We start from the raw sequence: 17,820 nt of genomic DNA on the forward strand, positions 1-17,820 counted from the left end.
GCCCTTTCTTTTAATTGTTGTCACTCTTGCTGGGTAATTCATATGCTTTCCCCATACTCTACATTTTCTTTAAGCTTTCTTATATCATAAAATGCAGATGGTACCATTATACTTTCTGGTGTGCAATTTTTCACTTTAATTGTAAAGTAGAGATAAGAAGCGAAATGCGCTATGTCAACTTTAGGTATGCTGTTTAGCTGATACAATATAAAATAATTAAAGATACAATATGTCATTTTCACTATTATCATATGTTTTATCTGCATTAGATAGGGTTGGAGAAACCGAGATAAAAGGACAATTTTATACTTTATTAAAATAAAATTATTCATTTATTTCTCTATGTTTAAAGATTAAAGTGTTATGGTAAAGAAAATTGGAATCTTGAACCTGCCTTCATTTTTAAGGAGTATATTTATGAAATTTAACTTTATCACGCTGTTTTTAGCATCAACTTTATTGGCAAGTACAAGTTTAGGGGTTAGAGCCCAGGAAAATTTGAATTCATCGTCGAATGAGTTAAAGGCTTTGGAGAAAGCTTCTGAAAAAGCCGTTTCTCCTTCTCATGTTATGGCTGTTATTGATGGGAAAGATATTACAGCGGGTAAATTGGATGATTTAGCGCTTGAAATAAATCCTAATTTAGCACGTTTTCCTGATGAACAACGCCGTATGATGGTTTTAAAAGCTTATTTGGATATGCAAGCACTTGCAAAAGCAGCAAGAAGCAAAGGTCTTGATAAGACAGAAGCTTACGATGAACGTATGGCAGTTATGCGTGACAATGTTCTGCAACAGCTTTATTTTAAACAGACGATTGTTGACAAAATTTCGGATGCTGATTTGGAAGCTCTTTACAAAAAGGAGATTGCTGCTTTACCTAAAGAGGATGAAGTTAAAGCTCGTCATATTTTGGTCAAAACGAGAAAAGAAGCAGAATCTATCATTAAGCATTTAAATAAAGGCGAAAATTTTGAAGAGATTGCAAAGAAAAGTTCAACAGATGGTTCTGCTGCTGTTGGAGGTGATCTTGGTTATTTTAGCCATGGTCAAATGGTCAAGCCTTTTGAAGATGCTGCGTTTGGTTTAAAAGTTGGTGCATACACGAAACAGCCTGTTGAAAGTCCTTTTGGTTGGCATATTATTAAATTAGAAGATCGTCGTGTAAAACAACCTCCTGCATTTGATGATGTTAAAGAGATGTTGCGTGCACAGTTGATAAAAAAGCGTTATCAAGAACTCATTGTTGATTTGCGTAGCAAGATAGATGTGAAATATCCTGATCCTAATGTTGCAAAAATCATGGAATCGCTTAATCAAAATGGGTCGTTGCTTCCCGATGAGACATCCGATGAAGAAGATACGGAATAATAAGGAAAATAAGTAGATAGTCTTTTTAATAGAGAGTTTGCTAGGTTTATTTTTTTAAATCAGCAATTCTCTATAAAAGATTATTAATCTTGCAATTATTTTATTTGTTTTTATAAAACGCATTTTATAGAAGGCATATTGTGATTTTTAAAATATCTCCTTTGGCACCCCAAAACATCCAAGAGCTTTTCCCATTATCGGGTGTACGGATGGCAACAGCTAAAGCTGGGATTAAATATAAAGATCGTACAGATCTTCTTTTTATTGTATTCGATACCCCCGTGAGTGTGGCAGGTGTTTTTACACGTTCAAAATGTTCATCTGCCCCTGTAGAGCACTGTCGTGCATCGCTTTCCCATGGGGTTGCAAGGGGTGTTGTTGTGAATTCTGGAAATGCAAATGCTTTTACGGGTAGAAAAGGAAAAAATACAACCGATGAAATCATCTGTGCCGCAGCAAACACTTTAAAGGTGAGAAAAAATGAAATTTTTATAGCTTCTACAGGTATTATTGGGGAGCCAATGGATGCATCGGGTATTATAAATCTTTTACCCAGTATGGCAGAGACAGCAGAAGAGAACAATTGGTTGGAAGCTGCAAAAGCCATAATGACAACGGACACATTTCCAAAACTTGCTACGCGTACTTTTGATTGCGGGGGAGAGTATTAGCATTCATGGAATTGCAAAAGGTGCTGGTATGATTGCACCGGATATGGCAACAATGCTGTCGTTTGTGGTGAGTGATGCGACGATTCCTTCGGATATACTTCAATCCATGTTATCAGAAGCCGTTGAGGGTTCTTTCAATTCGATTACTGTTGATAGCGATACCTCAACTTCAGATACGCTTATGGTATTTGCGACAGGAAAAGAAAGTTTTGCTCCCCTTACAAGTCAATCTGATCCACGTTATAAGATTTTTTTGAAACAATTGGGTTCACTTCTGCATGAACTTGCGCTCCAAGTTGTGTGTGATGGTGAAGGTGCGCGTCATTTAATTGAAGTGAATGTGAGTGGTGCTACCACCAACAATGCAGCGAAAACGATTGCTTTATCCATTGCAAATTCACCGCTTGTAAAAACGGCTATTGCCGGTGAAGATGCAAATTGGGGGCGAGTCGTTATGGCAGTTGGAAAGGCCGGTGTCGAAGTTGATCGGGATCTGTTGACGATTTGGTTTGGTGAGCATCGTGTGGCAGTGAATGGCGAACGAGATCCTGCGTATTGTGAAAAGACAGTAGGTTCTTATATGCAAGGTCAACACATCACAATTCGTGTTGATATTGGTTTGGGTGAGGGCACAGCAACGGTTTGGTCTTGCGACTTAACAAAAGAGTACGTTATGATCAATAGCGATTATAGAAGTTAACGAATGCACTCTCTAAATATTTAATGGCTGATTATTTTTTAAAAAGAATGGAATATATGAATTCTTTTTAAGGTAAGGGAATATGATAAAAAGACAGTTCTATTCTCATGGGAGAGCGATATGAGTATAAGCGATATAGGTATCAAAAATTCCCTTCTTCTTGTTGTTGCCTGCGCACTGTTAGATCAAAATAATCGTGTTTTGCTTACCAAACGTCCTGAAGGAAAATCGCTGGCTGGTTTATGGGAGTTTCCAGGTGGAAAGGTTGAGCAAGGTGAAACTCCAGAAATCTCACTGATTCGTGAGCTAGAAGAAGAGCTTGGTGTGTATGTTCAGGCAAATAATTTACACCCTTTAACATTTGCGAGTCATAGCTATGAAAAATTTCACCTCTTAATGCCATTGTACCTTTGTAATCATTATAAAGGAGTTGCGCAAGGACGAGAGGGGCAGAGTTTAGAATGGGTTTTTATGAATGATCTTGATAAATATCCTATGCCTGATGCTGATAAACCATTGGTACAGGTATTAAAAAATCATCTTCTTTAATATGTTATAAGAAGAAAATATTGTTTAAATATAAGTATTGATTTATAAATTTTTATATTAACTGGGAAAGCCCAATCTCGTAAAATCTATTTATCCTCAATCAATCAAAACCATGTCTTTTGCATACTCCAAGCAGAGAGAGCTACGTGGATGAAATTATTTAAGAAAGACATGAAGTTCATTCTGAAAGAACGCTCTCCAACAGTCAAGGGGGTGTCGCAACATTAAGAATTTACCCAATTTATAATGGTGGTGTTAAATGTTTCATAAGCATAAAGATAGTAATGGATTTATACTTTTACGTATATTGTTGTGAGTTAGGCTTGGAGAGTACTGAGAGATATCAGGAGCATTTATTTCATGAAATATCGATGATAGGAGAAATTTCAAAGGATTCTTTAGAAGAAAATGCTTTGAATTTATTATGAGAGATTATTTTACATGACCAATAATTTAAGCGCCATCGTAATACAATGTAGTATAATAACATATTGTTTTATATCAGTAAATTTTTTTCTCTTGATGCTTTACGGTTATTCAATCAAAAAAGTTTCAATAACGTACAAAAGGTGATGTGTAATGTGAAAAACTATTTAAAAACGAATAAAATATACACTTTATTTCTCTATGGGCTTATAATGAACTATCTGATATTTTTATGAAAATTATATAGTGATCTGTCAATAAATTTTTATACTATTTAAAGATAGGTGGATATTCATAGAAGGTTCTCAATAAATATTGAATATGAGCTTTTGAAAAAATCAAAAGACATTTCTTTTGAGCAAGGAAGGCATACCCTTTGCTAATACAAGCGCCATGGCGTTGCATATTCACGAGCTTGTTTTTAAGACATATCTCTCAACATACCCAAGTCCCTTTCGCATTGGCGCTTGTGAAGGGCATAACGTTAAAGCCTCTATGGAAATAATAATAAAATAGCACCATCCTCTTAATGCTTAATATTCAAAGAGCATGCTGGTGCTATTTATGCTTTGATAGCCTCAATTTTGCGACAGCCTTTATATATTCGAAAGCATTCATAAGAGCTATTTTTCTTCTTAATCGTTTTTATTCATACACCACCCTTGCTTGTGATGCGCTAAGCGGATGATTTTGATGAATTCAACATCAAACAAATTTAAAATGAGATAATCTTACGCTATTTAAAAATCTTTCTCCGGATCAATGATAGATAATTATTATCAATCAATTTACTCTATAATTAAAATATTCAATAAATTGTTTTTATAGGAAATCTATATTAAGTTTCCTGAATTGGACGGCGTTTTGCGATGGGATATTTACCTTTTTTAGCGATACGGGTAATTGCCCCTTCCAATGGTTCTATCATAACGTCCATAGAAAAACCATTTGCGTGGATAATATTTTCATGATCAACCATAATAGCAACATGACCTTGCCAAAAAATCAAATCACCTCGTTGAAGTTTATCCGTATCTGTAAGAGGTTTGCCTATAGTTTCTCGCTGCATATCAGTATCACGTAAAACGATTTGATCAGTCATCATCATAGAGAGCTGGATGAGTCCTGAACAATCAATTCCAAAACCGCTGACACCACCCCAAAGATAAGGTGTCCGGATAAACATTTCAGCAACCGTAACATAATCTTCGTACACGCGTCCAATGGGACTAAGATGATTGCTAATGATTGCTTTTCCATTTTCAAGAATAGAATACAGCGTATCACGGACTTCAACTTCATCAACAACAGTCACTTTACTTCCCATGGATAAAGGATACTCCATTGGTCCACGCAAATCAGCTTGAAAATATTGAAAAGTACGTGGGATTGAAACGATATGTGTTTGCTGTACGGTTGATGTACAAAGCGCTTTTGTATCAATATAGCCAACATAATTATCTTTGAGGGATTGCGCCCACGACATAGTTTCTCCGTGTTCAAAGATAAGAAGTTCTTCTCCAAATAAACACTCTGTTTGCATTTCACTTTTTTTATTGTTTTCTTTAAACAGTCCAGCGACAGGGATATTAACACGTTTTTTTTCACCTTGCACAAAGCATTGTGCCGTAACTTCTGTTTCAAGACGTTTGTCTGCTAAATCTTCTCTAAATGCGTGTAATCTTGGATCTTTAGAGATCATTGCTTGACCTTTCATTTTATCTTTAAATGGGCCCATGATAACTTTGCAGGAAAAACTTCCCACCTTTAAATAAAATGCAAAACATAATTTAAAGTGATAAGACGATTCTTCTGAAACCTCAGAATTGTCCATCTTTGTGGAAATTTTGTGTCTAATTTTAGCTTTTAAAAATATTATAAAGGGCACGAATAGTTTGCGCTGATCCCCCCACGGGGTATCCTGGTTTTTCTTTTGGAACCCACCCAAAAAGATCGAAATGCGCAAAATGTTTAGCTTTTTCAACAAAAGAATTAAGAAATAAAGCAGCGACTATAGAGCCAGCAAAGCTATTTCCAGTTACATTGTTAAGATCAGCGATGGGTGATGATAACATCTCCTGGTAAGGTTTCCAAAGGGGCATTTGCCAAAGAGGATCAGAAACAGCGTGAGCAGATTCAGAAATTTGTTGTGCCCATATTGAATCATTACAATAAAATGCGGGAAGATCTGGTCCTAGTGCGATACGCGCTGCCCCCGTTAAAGTAGCCATGCAAAGCATGAATTCTGGACTCTCTTCATCACCATAGGCAAGTGCATCAGCAAGGACAAGTCGTCCTTCAGCATCTGTATTACCCACTTCAACATTTAAGCCTTTACGACTTTTAAGAATATCACCTGGTCGGTAAGCATTTGCAGAAATTGCATTTTCTACTGCTGGAATCAAAATACGTAGACGGAAAGGTAATTTTGCATCCATGATAAGTTTAGCTAATCCCAAAACGTTTGCTCCACCCCCCATGTCTTTTTTCATAAGCAACATGTTATTGGCTGATTTAATATCCAGTCCCCCTGTATCAAAAGTTACACCTTTTCCTACCAAAGTTATTTTAGGATGATGTTCTTGCCCCCAGTGTAACTCAATCAGCCGTGGTGCAGTGCTGCCTGCTCGTCCTACAGCATGAATCATCGGAAAGTTATGGGTTAAGAGCTCATCTCCACAGATACTTTGGACATGAGCACCATAGATTTTTCCTAGTTTTCGTGCTTCTTCCTCGAGTGTATCAGGATTCATATCATTGGCTGGAATATTAATAAGATCACGGACGAAAAAGACAGCTTCATAAATGCGTTGGAGTTCATTAAGATCAACGGCCTCATTAACATGAATGGATAATGATTTGAAAGAAGAGTTTTGACGATAACGATTAAATTGATAGCTTCCCAGTGCCAATCCAAGATAGGCATTTATTTCATCAGAGGTTTCACCTTCTAAATGCCATTGACCAGCAGGAAGTTTTTGAGCAAGCAAGCCTGTGATAAAGGGATCGCTCCCATTACCAATTCCAAATAAAACTTTTTTTAAATGTCCCGTTTCGTGAGGAACAAAGAGTATTTGGCCTGCTTTTCCAGTAAAATCATTAACTTTTATCCATGCTGTTGTTGAGGCATCAAGTGATAAGTTGGCAAGATTGCTTTGGTTTACCAAGATGATAGGGCAACTGTTATCAATACGTATTGAGCTAAAATGAATGGCGTTCTGGTGCATAGTTATGAGATCCTTATAGTCGTCTAAGTGCGACATACTCGACCAAATGATTTTTTCCCTTTCGTAGAATGAGATTAGACCGTGGTCGTGTTGGCAATATGTTTTCTTGTAAATTTTTTAAATTGATCGTTTGCCAAAGATCATCAGCGATTTTTGAGGCTTCTTTTTCATTAAGAAGGGCATAACGATGAAAATAGGATTCAGGATTTTGAAAAGCTGTTTTACACAAACGTTTAAAGCGCTCTAAATACCAGTGACGAATGACTTCTGTTTCGGCATCAACATAGATTGAAAAATCAAAAAAATCTGACACGAAAGGAATGACTTTTCCATCTTTAGGAAGATCACTGACCTGTAATACATTAATACCTTCAACAATTAAAATATCAGGACGATCAATGGTAATTGTCTGGTTTTCTAGAACATCATAGGTCATATGCGAATAAAGAGGGGCAGGGACATTCCCAATACCTGCTTTTATAGCCGAAAGAAAGCACAGCAACTTTTTAATGTCATAGGAATCAGGAAAACCTTTACGATTCATACGATTTTTTTGCTGTAAGATCGCGTTAGGATAGAGAAAACCATCCGTTGTGATGAGATCCACTTTAAGGCTAGATGTCCAACGTTTCAACAATTCTTGAAGAATACGAGCAGTGGTTGATTTTCCAACCGCTACAGAACCAGCAATTCCAATAATAAAAGGCGTTTTTTTACTCTCTTCTTGGTGGAGAAATTGCTGACGTTTGTGAAAAAGTTCCTGTACTGCTTCAACATGGCATGAGAGCAGACGGGATAAAGAAAGATAAATACGTTGGACTTCTTCAAGGTCGATGGGATCATCAATAGAGCGTAAACGCTTAATTTCATCAAAAGTCAAAGTAAGGGGTGTGTCCGCACGAAACACTGACCATTCTTGTGCAGTAAAGACGCGATAAGGGGAATATCGGTCAGAAATGCATTTGACCAGATTATCTTCCTGATTAATTTTTTGTATAGTCGTATCAATCATTTATATTTGTCTATATTTTGTGCCGCAGCAATCAATTAAGAACGGACAGGTGAATAACTTTGTGTTCAAATAAATTTTGTTTTGTATGCTCTCTTCTTCTTTAAGATAATAAATCATTTCTTGCTAGCTTATCGTCCAGTTATTCCAGTGTGCACGAATTTGTGTTAATGAGAGACCTTGTGCTAAAAAAGCCCATAAAAGGAGGCGCGCTTTTACGGCAGATAAATAACCAGACATGAGAGCACCAGAAGCAATCATATCTATTTCTGAGCCTTTATAGCCATAGGTTATACGAGTTGTTGAGCCATTACAACAACGACTAGCAATAATGATGGGTATTTTTTGTGCATATTGTTGTACAAGATCTGCTTCTTGAAAACTACAATGTCCTGCACCAAAACCAGCGATAACAAGTCCAGCATAATCCCCACTTTCAAGGCAAAGTTTCATTAATTTTGCATCAGATGATAAAGAGGAATGGAGGAGTGCAATTTGATGATCATGATTTTGGGGAAGTTCAAACGTTGTCGGGAAAAATTTTCGATCATTAAAATAAATGAGTTTTCCTTCTAAAATAGTTCCTAAAGTGCCTGCGAGGCCTGATTGAAATGTTTCAATTTTGACGGTATGGCTTTTATAGAGCCAATAAGGTGAATGAATTGTATCATTGATGACAACGAGAACGCCTCTGTTACGACTTTGTGGGGAAGCTGCAACACGTGTTGCTGCTAAAATATTAGCAGGTCCATCAGCGCCTGCCTCAAGAGGGGTGCGCATAGCACCGGTTATGATGAGTGGTTCAGCTTCCTTCCAATAAAGAGAAAGAAAAAAAGCTGTTTCTTCTAGAGTATCAGTTCCTTGCGTTAAAACAATCCCTGTTGCACCAGCCTTTATTTGCTGTTTTCCCCACTCGATTATTTCAAAAAGAATTTTAAAAGATAAAGATCCACTTGGTATTTGCATTAATGTTTGTGCATGAATATCAGCAACGCTATTTAAGTCAGGAACACTTTTTATGAGGGTATCTGAAGTTAAAGTTGGCTGCATGTGACCAAAACGATCAGCAGTCATTGCAATTGTTCCACCTAAGGTTCCTATGGCTATTTTTTTCATCATTTTCCTCTAAAAGGCACAAACTGTTTATAGAAAGCTACTTAGCAGTAATTTACATTGACAACAATGATATCATTTTTTCAATTTTAATAAATTGAGTTATGCTGAATCATTGTGTTTTGCTTTATGTGTTCTTAAATAGAACAATAGTAATTGAGTTTAATATTGTATGCAAAGCAATCAATATTAAAAAATAAAGTTAATATTAAGGAGCCTCCTTATGACAGAACATAAGCCAGACATAATGTATGGTACAACAATTATTACGGTACGAAAAGGTAACAAAGTGGTGATGGCTGGCGATGGTCAGGTTTCTCTTGGACAGACGATTATGAAAGGCAATGCACGTAAAGTTCGTCGTCTTGGGAAAAGTGGAGCGGTTATTGCTGGTTTTGCAGGTGCTACGGCAGATGCCTTCACATTATTGGAAAGGCTAGAAACAAAGCTTGAGCAATATCCTGATCAGCTTATGCGTGCATGTGTAGAGCTTGCGAAGGACTGGCGAACAGATCGCTATTTGCGTCGTCTTGAAGCAATGATGCTCGTGGCTGATAAGAAAGTAACTTTGGCTCTAACAGGGCTTGGTGATGTCTTAGAACCAGAAGATGGGGTTATGGCTATTGGTTCTGGAGGAAATTTTGCTCTTTCAGCAGCACGAGCACTCATCGACTTGGATTTGGATGCCGAAACGATTGCTCGTAAAGCGATGGCGATTGCCGCTAAAATTTGTGTTTACACCAATGATCATTTTACAATTGAAACATTGGATGCAGAATTATCTTCTTTAGAGAAAGCTATTTAAATGTGTGTTGTATTTTCCCCTCGTGAAACTGTTTCTGAACTTGATCGTTTTATTATTGGCCAAAATGATGCCAAACGTTCTGTAGCTATTGCACTGCGCAATCGGTGGCGTAGACAACAGCTTGATGAGCCGATGCGTGAAGAAGTTATGCCAAAAAATATTTTAATGATAGGGCCGACAGGTGTTGGTAAAACAGGGATTGCACGTCGATTAGCAAAACTTTCTGGAGCACCCTTCGTGAAAGTAGAAGCGACTAAATTTACTGAAGTTGGTTATGTGGGGCGCGACGTTGAACAAATTATTCGAGACCTTGTTGAAATTGCTGTTTCCCTTGTGCGTGAAAAAAAACGCGATGAAATAAAAGAAAAAGCTCACATGAATGCTGAGGAGCGTGTTTTAGATGCCCTTGTTGGTAAAACAGCAAGTCCTGCTACCCGTGATAGTTTTCGCAAAAAATTGCGTGAAGGTGAATTAGATGAGAAAGAGATTGAAATAGAAGTCGCCGATAATAATAGCAATAGTGCTTCAACCTTTGATATTCCTGGTATGCCTGGGGCGCAAATGGGGATTATGAATTTATCCGATATTTTGGGCAAAATGGGTAGTCGTACAAAAGTCCGTAAAACGACAGTAAGGGATGCTTTTAAACCGCTCATTGATGACGAATCTGAAAAACTCCTTGATCAGGAACAAATTATTCAAGAAGCGCTGCGTGTTGCTGAAAATGACGGTATTGTTTTTATCGACGAGATTGATAAAATTGCATCCAGAGATGGAGGCGCAAGTGCCGCAGTTTCACGTGAAGGTGTTCAACGTGATCTTTTGCCTTTGGTTGAAGGAACAACAATTGCGACAAAATATGGGCAAATTAAAACAGATCATATTCTTTTTATCGCCTCTGGTGCATTTCATGTTTCCAAACCCTCTGATTTATTACCGGAGCTTCAAGGGCGTTTGCCTATCCGCGTAGAACTCAACCCTTTAACAAGGGAAGATTTACGACGCATTCTAACAGAACCAGAAGCGAGTTTGATTAAACAATATATTGCTCTTATGGCAACAGAAGAGGTCCATTTGGAAATTACCGATGATGCAATTGACGCTTTAGCAGATATTGCTGTGGATTTAAATGCAAGGATTGAAAACATAGGGGCACGTCGCTTGCAAACGGTGATGGAGCGTGTTTTGGATGAGATTTCTTTCACGGCGCCCGATAAAGCTGGAACATCGTTTAAAATTGATGCTGCTTATGTGAAAAAATCTATTGGTGAACTTGCTGCTGATATCGATCTTTCCCGTTTTATTCTTTAGAGGTATCGCTTGTTTTGCTTATCTTTGTGCTTGGATAATTTTAAAGCCATGGGCTTGTTCATGTATCAACACTGTACGGAAAATATCTTTTAAGAGTGTTTCATAAGGGAGATGGCGGTTTGCAACAAGAAGCAGACTGCCATTTGGTTTTAGGCATTTTGCAGCATTTATAATAAAGTGTTTTCCTAAGGAAACATCTGTTTTTTGTTGTGTATGAAACGGTGGATTTGAAATGATTGTGTCATACATATTTGTGATAGGCTCATGTACAAGGTCATGCCAATAAAAGTGTATTGAAAAAGGAACTTTTATGGGATTAAGGTGCTGTTTTGCTGCTTTCAAAGCATTGTAATCGGCTTCATAAAGATCGAGAGTTTCCAGCTTTACATTGCTTTTAAGGGCAGCGTGAGAAAGATAGCCCCAGCCCGCTCCAAAATCAGCCGTTTTCCCAGAAATAATTTTGAGCATATAAGAAGCAAGTGCCGAAGATCCTAGATCAATACGACCGTGTGAGAACATACCAGGAGTGGTTTGAAAGTTATCAAAAGAAAGCGGTGGTGAGCGCCATTGGTCAATATTCTGTCGCTCTATTTTTTGAGGAACTTGTAGCCAAAATACAAGACCATGATTTTTAGACAATTTATCGGTAACGGGAACAATATTTTTAACCCATTTCATCATTGAAGCAGCACCAGCCGTTTTATTCCCACTGACCACAATCCATCCATTGGGTTTAACGCATTCTAATAAATCAAGAAAACAATTTTGGTTAAAACCACGATATTTTCCCAACTGTAAAAGTGCTCCATCATAGATCAAAGTTTTATCTATTTGAGGAGAGCAGTGAAATTTCGTGTCGACAAATTTTAAAAAATCTGGTCGCCAAGGCGTGATAATTTTTAAATTTTTGGCCCATTTTTGAGCAGGGATTTCCGTTAAACCGAAACTTATCCAACATTTGTTTGGATCTGGATAAGGGAGTGCTTGATTTTCAAAAGGTAAAAATAACAACACATATGGTTCTTTCAAAGAAAAATGCCACTCCAATGTTGGGATGGCATTTCATGATTACGATAAGAAGAAAAGATTACGCTTCTTTTTTCTTCCGACGGCGCTTATTTTCAGATTGTTTTTTTTCATCCATGCACTTTTCTTCTTTCACCGATTGATCATCGGTAATTTCCTTTCCGGTTTCTTGATCAATAACCTTCATTGATAAGCGAACTTTTCCACGCTCATCAAAGCCCATGAGTTTAACCCAAACTTTATCACCTTCTTTAACAACATCTGTTGTTTTTGTGACGCGTTCTGATGCCAGTTGAGAGATATGAACGAGTCCATCACGAGAACCAAAGAAGTTTATAAACGCACCAAAGTCTGCAGTTTTTACAACTGTTCCTTGGTAGATAGCGCCAACTTCGGGCTCATCGACAATAGAATGAATCCAGCGTTTTGCTGCTTCAATGGTTTTAGCATCAGCAGAAGCAATTTTAATGGTACCATCATCTTCAATATTAATTTTTGCTCCAGTTTGTTCCACAATTTCTCGAATAACCTTACCACCAGAGCCGATAACATCACGGATTTTATCGACAGAAATATTCATCACTTCAATTCGTGGAGAAAATTCACTCAGTTCAGCTCGTGCGCTGGTTAAAGCTTTTGCCATTTCGTTAAGAATATGGATTCGGCCACCTTTGGCTTGTTCCAGTGCGATTTTCATAATCTCTTCGGTAATACCGTCAATTTTGATGTCCATTTGCAAAGCAGTAATACCATTTTCTGTTCCTGCGACTTTAAAATCCATATCTCCAAGATGATCTTCATCGCCTAAAATATCAGACAGAACCGCAAAGCGCTCTCCTTCTTTAATCAAACCCATGGCAATACCTGCAACGGGGCGTGCTAAAGGAACACCAGCATCCATGAGAGCAAGTGATGTGCCACAAACCGTTGCCATAGAAGAAGATCCATTGGATTCAGTAATTTCTGAGACAGCACGAATGGTATAAGGAAAAGATTCTTTTGTTGGTAGCATGGGGTGAATGGCTCGCCATGCCAATTTACCGTGTCCAATTTCACGACGACCAGGAGAACCAAGGCGTCCTGTTTCACCCACTGAAAAAGGTGGAAAATTGTAATGGAGAAGGAATGTTTCCTTGTACATCCCTGTTAAGGCATCCACATATTGTTCATCTTCACCAGTCCCCAATGTCGCAACAACAATCGCTTGGGTTTCTCCGCGGGTAAAGAGTGCTGATCCATGTGTGCGGGGTAAAATACTTACTTCTGATTGGATAGGGCGCACGGTAGAAAGATTGCGTCCATCAATACGCCTTTCTGTATCAAGAATATTTCCACGAACAATTTTTGCTTGTAACTGTTTAAATACGGTTGCAATTTGATCTGTATTAAATTGACAGTCTTCTTCCGTTTCTGGCATAAATTTATTGATGATTTCTGTTTTTAATGCATCAATTGCGGTATAACGTTCTTGCTTATCAGTAATTGTGTAAGCTTTTCGTATATCCTGTTCTGCCATTTCCTGCATCGCTTTTTCAAGTTCAGAAAGATCTTCCGGAACAAAATCACGAGGATCTTTTGCAGCAACTTCAGCAAGCTTGATAATGGCATCAATGACAGGTTGAAGGCCTTTGTGACCAAACATCACAGCACCCAACATGATATCTTCCGGCAATTCTTGTGCTTCTGATTCAACCATCAATACAGCACTTTCTGTTCCAGCAACCACAAGATCAAGTTTTGATTCAGGCATTTCATCGATATGAGGATTGAGAACATATTGTCCGTTACAATAGCCAACGCGGGCACCCGCTATAGGTCCCATGAAAGGCACCCCCGACAGAGTCAATGCGGCAGAGGATGCAACCATTGCAAGGATATCGGGATTATTTTCAAGATCGTGCTGTATAACAGAAACAATGACTTGTGTATCATTTTTATACCCCTCAACGAAAAGGGGACGAATTGGACGATCAATCAAACGTGAAATCAAAGTTTCATTTTCACTTGGCCGACTTTCTCGTTTTAAATAGCCCCCAGGTATTCGACCAACAGCATAGGATTTTTCTTGATAATTAACGGTAAGTGGAAAAAAGTCCTGGTCTGGTTTTGGGTTTTTGGCCGATACAACGGTTGCTAAAACAATCGTTTCTCCATAGGTAGCAATCACTGCGCCATCAGCTTGACGCGCTATTTTCCCTGTTTCAAGGGTGAGCGGACGCCCAGCCCATTCAATTTCTATCTTGTGCGTTTTGAACATTTTTTATCCTTAATGACCAGTATTTAAATCTTTGATTGCTCACATTCTGGTTTTGCGTAGCATATTTTCAAGCTCTAGGATGGACAACAAGTTACTTTCATCTTTTTTGTGAGAAGAGAGGGATAAATCGCCTTAAATGTGAAATGATGAGCAGTCCTATCCCATAATAACGTGTCAGTTTTTTAAGTTTTTTGACTAAAAAAACATGTTGAAAAATGGGTGGTCTTTTTATACCACCCAATTTCTCTTTTAGCGACGCAAACCTAACTTTTTGATAAGTGTCTGATAACGATTTTGGTCAACTCCTTTAAGATAATCAAGAAGACGCCGGCGTTGAGACACCATCTTTAAAAGACCACGACGCGAATGATTATCTTTTTTGTGAGATTTAAAGTGGTTTGTTAAATTAGAAATACGTTCAGAAAGTACAGCAATCTGCACTTCTGGTGATCCTGTATCACCAACTTTATTTGCGTATTCTGCAACAAGAGCTTGTTTACGTTCAGCTGTAATCGACATCGTATCATCCTTTCAAAAAACGAAGAAACATAAAGCCACCCATAGCCGAGATGTCGTTCAGCTAGGGTCTACGAAGAAATAAGAAGAGTTGAATACTCTTACCTATTTTCGCTCTTATATAGGAAAGAAGGTTAAAATACTAGTCCTTTACAGCATTTTGAGATCTTTCTTTAAATAAAGGCTTTTGTTTTGAAATATTGATTTAAATAAAGTTTTATGAGAGTTTTTAAAGAATTATGCATCCTTTTGATACAAAGATTATAAGAGAGAGTGTGTGTGGTAACAAAAGTAATAAATACCGATTTGGAGGGAAAAGATGCAGAACATTTCAACATTAAGACTTTTTCGTAATTCGGTATTTCGAAATTTGTGGTCATCTACTCTTATTTCTAATTTAGGGGGACTGATACAGGCTGTTGGAGCAGGGTGGTTAATGGCGTTAATTAGTTCTTCGCATTCCATGGTTGGGCTTGTTCAAAGTGCGACAACGTTACCACTTGTTATGTTTTCTTTGATGGCAGGGGCATTAGCGGACAATTTTAATCGGCGTCAAATTATGTTGTGCGCACAGATTATGATGATGGTCATATCCATGAGTTTAGCTGTTTTAGCTTATATGGGACTTTTAACACCTTGGCTTTTGTTATGTTTTACGTTTTTAATTGGATGTGGCACAGCTTTTTATAATCCTTCTTGGCAAGCAACAATAGGAGATATTGTAAGTAGGGAAAATATTCCTGCTGCTGTGAGCTTGAATAGTGTTGGTTTTAATTTGATGCGAAGTGTTGGTCCTGCTATTGGGGGGGGCATCATTGCAACTTTGGGGGCATCTGCTGCTTTTTTGTTTAATGCTATAAGCTATATTCCTCTTATTGGTGCATTATTTTTCTGGAAATCGAATTATGAAAACAATTCATTGCCAAGAGAAAGACTGTTAGGGGCTGTCTCAGATGGTTTGCGTTATGTTGCGATGTCACCTAATCTCTTGAATATTATGGTTCGAGCGTTCTTTTTTGGCATAGGGGCTATTTCGATTTTAGCTCTTTTACCGATTGTGGCGCATAAAGTTCTGGGAGGAAGTGCCCTTCTTTATGGTACATTGCTTGGTTGTTTTGGGCTAGGAGCCATGACAGCAGGGATTACTAATGCATTTATACGGCATCATTTTCGTCCAGAAACCATTATTGTAAGTGCATTTATTGGTTTTGCTTTTTCTTGCTTTTTATTGGGAATAAGTCGTTCACTGATTTTAAGCCATATTGCTTTATTTCCTGCAGGCTTATGTTGGGTTTTGGCATTATCATTGTTTAATACATCTGTACAACTCTCTACACCACGATGGGTTGTAGCACGTGCTTTAGCGCTCTATCAAACGGCATCTTACGGGGGAATGGCTGTTGGAAGTGCAATTTGGGGCGCTTTAGCGGATGGTTATTCTCCAACAATTGCTTTGAGTATTTGTTCTCTATTCTTGATTTTTGGTGCTCTTGCGGGGGTAAAATTTAGAATTCAAGAAATTCCTGAGATAGATTTAAATCCTCTTGATCATTTTAGAGAGCCGGAACTCTTACTGGACCTAAAAGCAAGAAGTGGTCCGATCATGATAATGATCGATTATCAAATTCATGAAAATGATCTGGAAGAGTTTCTCAAAGTGATGACGCATCGACGCCATATTCGTTTACGTGATGGGGCGCGTCAATGGGTCCTTTTACGAGATCTTGAAAGACCTGAATATTGGACAGAGGCTTATCATATGCCCACATGGGTAGATTATTTACGTCACAATCATCGTCGTACAAAAGCGGATGCTGAAGTTAATAAGCGTTTGCGTCATTTAAATTGTGCCCCTAACGGTATAAGGGTGCACCGCATGATTGAACGACAGACAATACCTCAAGCCAATGAAATGCTTTTAAAAGCCTCTTCTGATCATCTTCCTTAAGGTGAGAGAAGTTTTTTTGTAAAGTATTAAATATGGTTATATTCTTTTGATCAATTGGTTAGTATAAGCACAAAAAATGAGTGATTTAATTATTAACCTATTCATTTATAATAATGTTTTATCATTTTTTTATATTAAATGATTATCTCAAAAATCTGAATCTTCTCTCACTTTAAATCTATTGATCTTATTTATATTGAAGTAATAAAAACCATTTTCTTGTACGTTACAAGTGAAGTAAGTATGATAAACACGATAGAAAAAGAAGGACTTTTGGTGAACGATGTTAATTGCCAAGGGGTTATTACTATCTTTTAAATCGAAAAATGGGATTATGATACCAGTTTGTATTTTTTCTTAAGTCTAAAAATGAGTGATGAGCAGTGAATTTTATGCACTTTAAAAACGCTGTTGTAAAATAGGCTGCGAGTGCAGAGAGAAATTTTTCTTAAATGTGTGAGGGAGAAGCACAACAGTTTTCTGTTTTGAGCTGTTTTACTTTGAATGAAGGATAACCCTGTTCAAAAAACGAGAACAATAAAAGTATCAGACAAGGCGCTATCTTCATTATTTAAAAGATAAAGTTGAACTAAAGGTGCGAAAATAACTCATTACCTTTAGAGTTTCATATTTTTCCAAAATGAATCTGTCTTACTTTCTCAAATAGATATATGCTTGGCTCATATTTGGTATAGAAAGTTAGAACTATTTACAAAATACTGAGTCATTTTAATTTTTTTTCAAACATACGGTAGAATTGGGGTTAAATATTGATTTACAAACAAGAGCAAAAATACAATTTTATCGGGTAAACAATGTTACGAAACAAAAAAATATATCAGCAATAGATTGGAGAGATATATCAATTTTTATTCGATACAAAAAATGATA

General features: G+C 37.5%; 12 protein-coding genes and 1 pseudogene. 6 read left to right on the plus strand and 7 right to left on the minus strand.

The genetic code is table 11. The annotated features are described in order from the left end of the window. The first annotated feature begins 417 nt into the window (after window positions 1-417). From AC6ER9_RS05025 to mutT, 3 genes and pseudogenes are all read left to right on the plus strand, one after another. Window positions 418-1,371: a peptidylprolyl isomerase gene (locus AC6ER9_RS05025; RefSeq protein WP_497073722.1), complete on the plus strand. Its 954-nt coding sequence runs from the start codon at window positions 418-420 to the stop codon at window positions 1,369-1,371. 140 nt (window positions 1,372-1,511) lie between these two features. Further along, window positions 1,512-2,742, plus strand: a pseudogene (argJ, locus tag AC6ER9_RS05030) (bifunctional glutamate N-acetyltransferase/amino-acid acetyltransferase ArgJ). A gap of 135 nt (window positions 2,743-2,877) precedes the next feature. Next, window positions 2,878-3,291, plus strand: a complete 414-nt coding sequence (gene mutT, locus AC6ER9_RS05035) for an 8-oxo-dGTP diphosphatase MutT (protein WP_497075282.1) — start codon at window positions 2,878-2,880, stop codon at window positions 3,289-3,291. Between the two features lie 1,264 nt (window positions 3,292-4,555). Here the strand turns inward: mutT and AC6ER9_RS05040 are convergent. The 4 genes from AC6ER9_RS05040 to AC6ER9_RS05055 all read right to left on the minus strand — a co-directional run bounded on the left by AC6ER9_RS05040 (window position 4,556) and on the right by AC6ER9_RS05055 (window position 9,069). Continuing rightward, the gene (locus AC6ER9_RS05040) at window positions 4,556-5,419 is read right to left on the minus strand and encodes a C40 family peptidase (protein ID WP_497075283.1); all 864 of its coding nucleotides are present in this window, start codon (window positions 5,417-5,419) and stop codon (window positions 4,556-4,558) included. A 157-nt stretch (window positions 5,420-5,576) separates the two neighbouring features. Then, window positions 5,577-6,944, minus strand: coding sequence for a leucyl aminopeptidase family protein (locus AC6ER9_RS05045; protein ID WP_497073723.1), 1,368 nt, complete (start codon window positions 6,942-6,944; stop codon window positions 5,577-5,579). 13 nt (window positions 6,945-6,957) lie between these two features. Further along, complete coding sequence (gene coaA / locus AC6ER9_RS05050) at window positions 6,958-7,902, minus strand: type I pantothenate kinase (RefSeq protein ID WP_497075284.1); 945 nt, start codon at window positions 7,900-7,902, stop codon at window positions 6,958-6,960. Between the two features lie 177 nt (window positions 7,903-8,079). Continuing rightward, window positions 8,080-9,069: an asparaginase gene (locus AC6ER9_RS05055; protein ID WP_497075285.1), complete on the minus strand. Its 990-nt coding sequence runs from the start codon at window positions 9,067-9,069 to the stop codon at window positions 8,080-8,082. A gap of 220 nt (window positions 9,070-9,289) precedes the next feature. On the opposite strand from AC6ER9_RS05055, the gene hslV reads away from it, so the two are divergent. Both hslV and hslU read left to right on the plus strand, forming a co-directional pair. After that, window positions 9,290-9,871 (plus strand): ATP-dependent protease subunit HslV, encoded by a 582-nt coding sequence (gene hslV / locus AC6ER9_RS05060; RefSeq protein ID WP_497073724.1) that lies wholly within the window; start codon window positions 9,290-9,292, stop codon window positions 9,869-9,871. Continuing rightward, on the plus strand, window positions 9,872-11,182 hold the full coding sequence (hslU, locus tag AC6ER9_RS05065) for an ATP-dependent protease ATPase subunit HslU (protein ID WP_497073725.1): 1,311 nt from the start codon (window positions 9,872-9,874) through the stop codon (window positions 11,180-11,182). A gap of 18 nt (window positions 11,183-11,200) precedes the next feature. Here the strand turns inward: hslU and AC6ER9_RS05070 are convergent, their stop codons facing one another. The 3 genes from AC6ER9_RS05070 to rpsO form a co-directional block, all read right to left on the minus strand. After that, a complete protein-coding gene (locus AC6ER9_RS05070; protein WP_497075286.1) occupies window positions 11,201-12,196 on the minus strand; it encodes a class I SAM-dependent methyltransferase in 996 nt (331 codons plus the stop codon). Between the two features lie 73 nt (window positions 12,197-12,269). Next, complete coding sequence (gene pnp, locus AC6ER9_RS05075; RefSeq protein WP_497073726.1) at window positions 12,270-14,465, minus strand: polyribonucleotide nucleotidyltransferase; 2,196 nt, start codon at window positions 14,463-14,465, stop codon at window positions 12,270-12,272. A gap of 249 nt (window positions 14,466-14,714) precedes the next feature. Next, window positions 14,715-14,984 (minus strand): 30S ribosomal protein S15, encoded by a 270-nt coding sequence (gene rpsO, locus AC6ER9_RS05080; protein WP_005774142.1) that lies wholly within the window; start codon window positions 14,982-14,984, stop codon window positions 14,715-14,717. A 316-nt stretch (window positions 14,985-15,300) separates the two neighbouring features. Between rpsO and AC6ER9_RS05085 the strand changes: the two genes are divergently transcribed. Further along, window positions 15,301-16,929 carry an MFS transporter gene (locus AC6ER9_RS05085; RefSeq protein ID WP_497073727.1) on the plus strand — a complete coding sequence of 543 codons (1,629 nt, stop codon included), beginning with the start codon at window positions 15,301-15,303 and terminating at the stop codon, window positions 16,927-16,929. Window positions 16,930-17,820: the final 891 nt, after the last annotated feature.

Source organism: Bartonella sp. SL317, assembly GCF_059687655.1.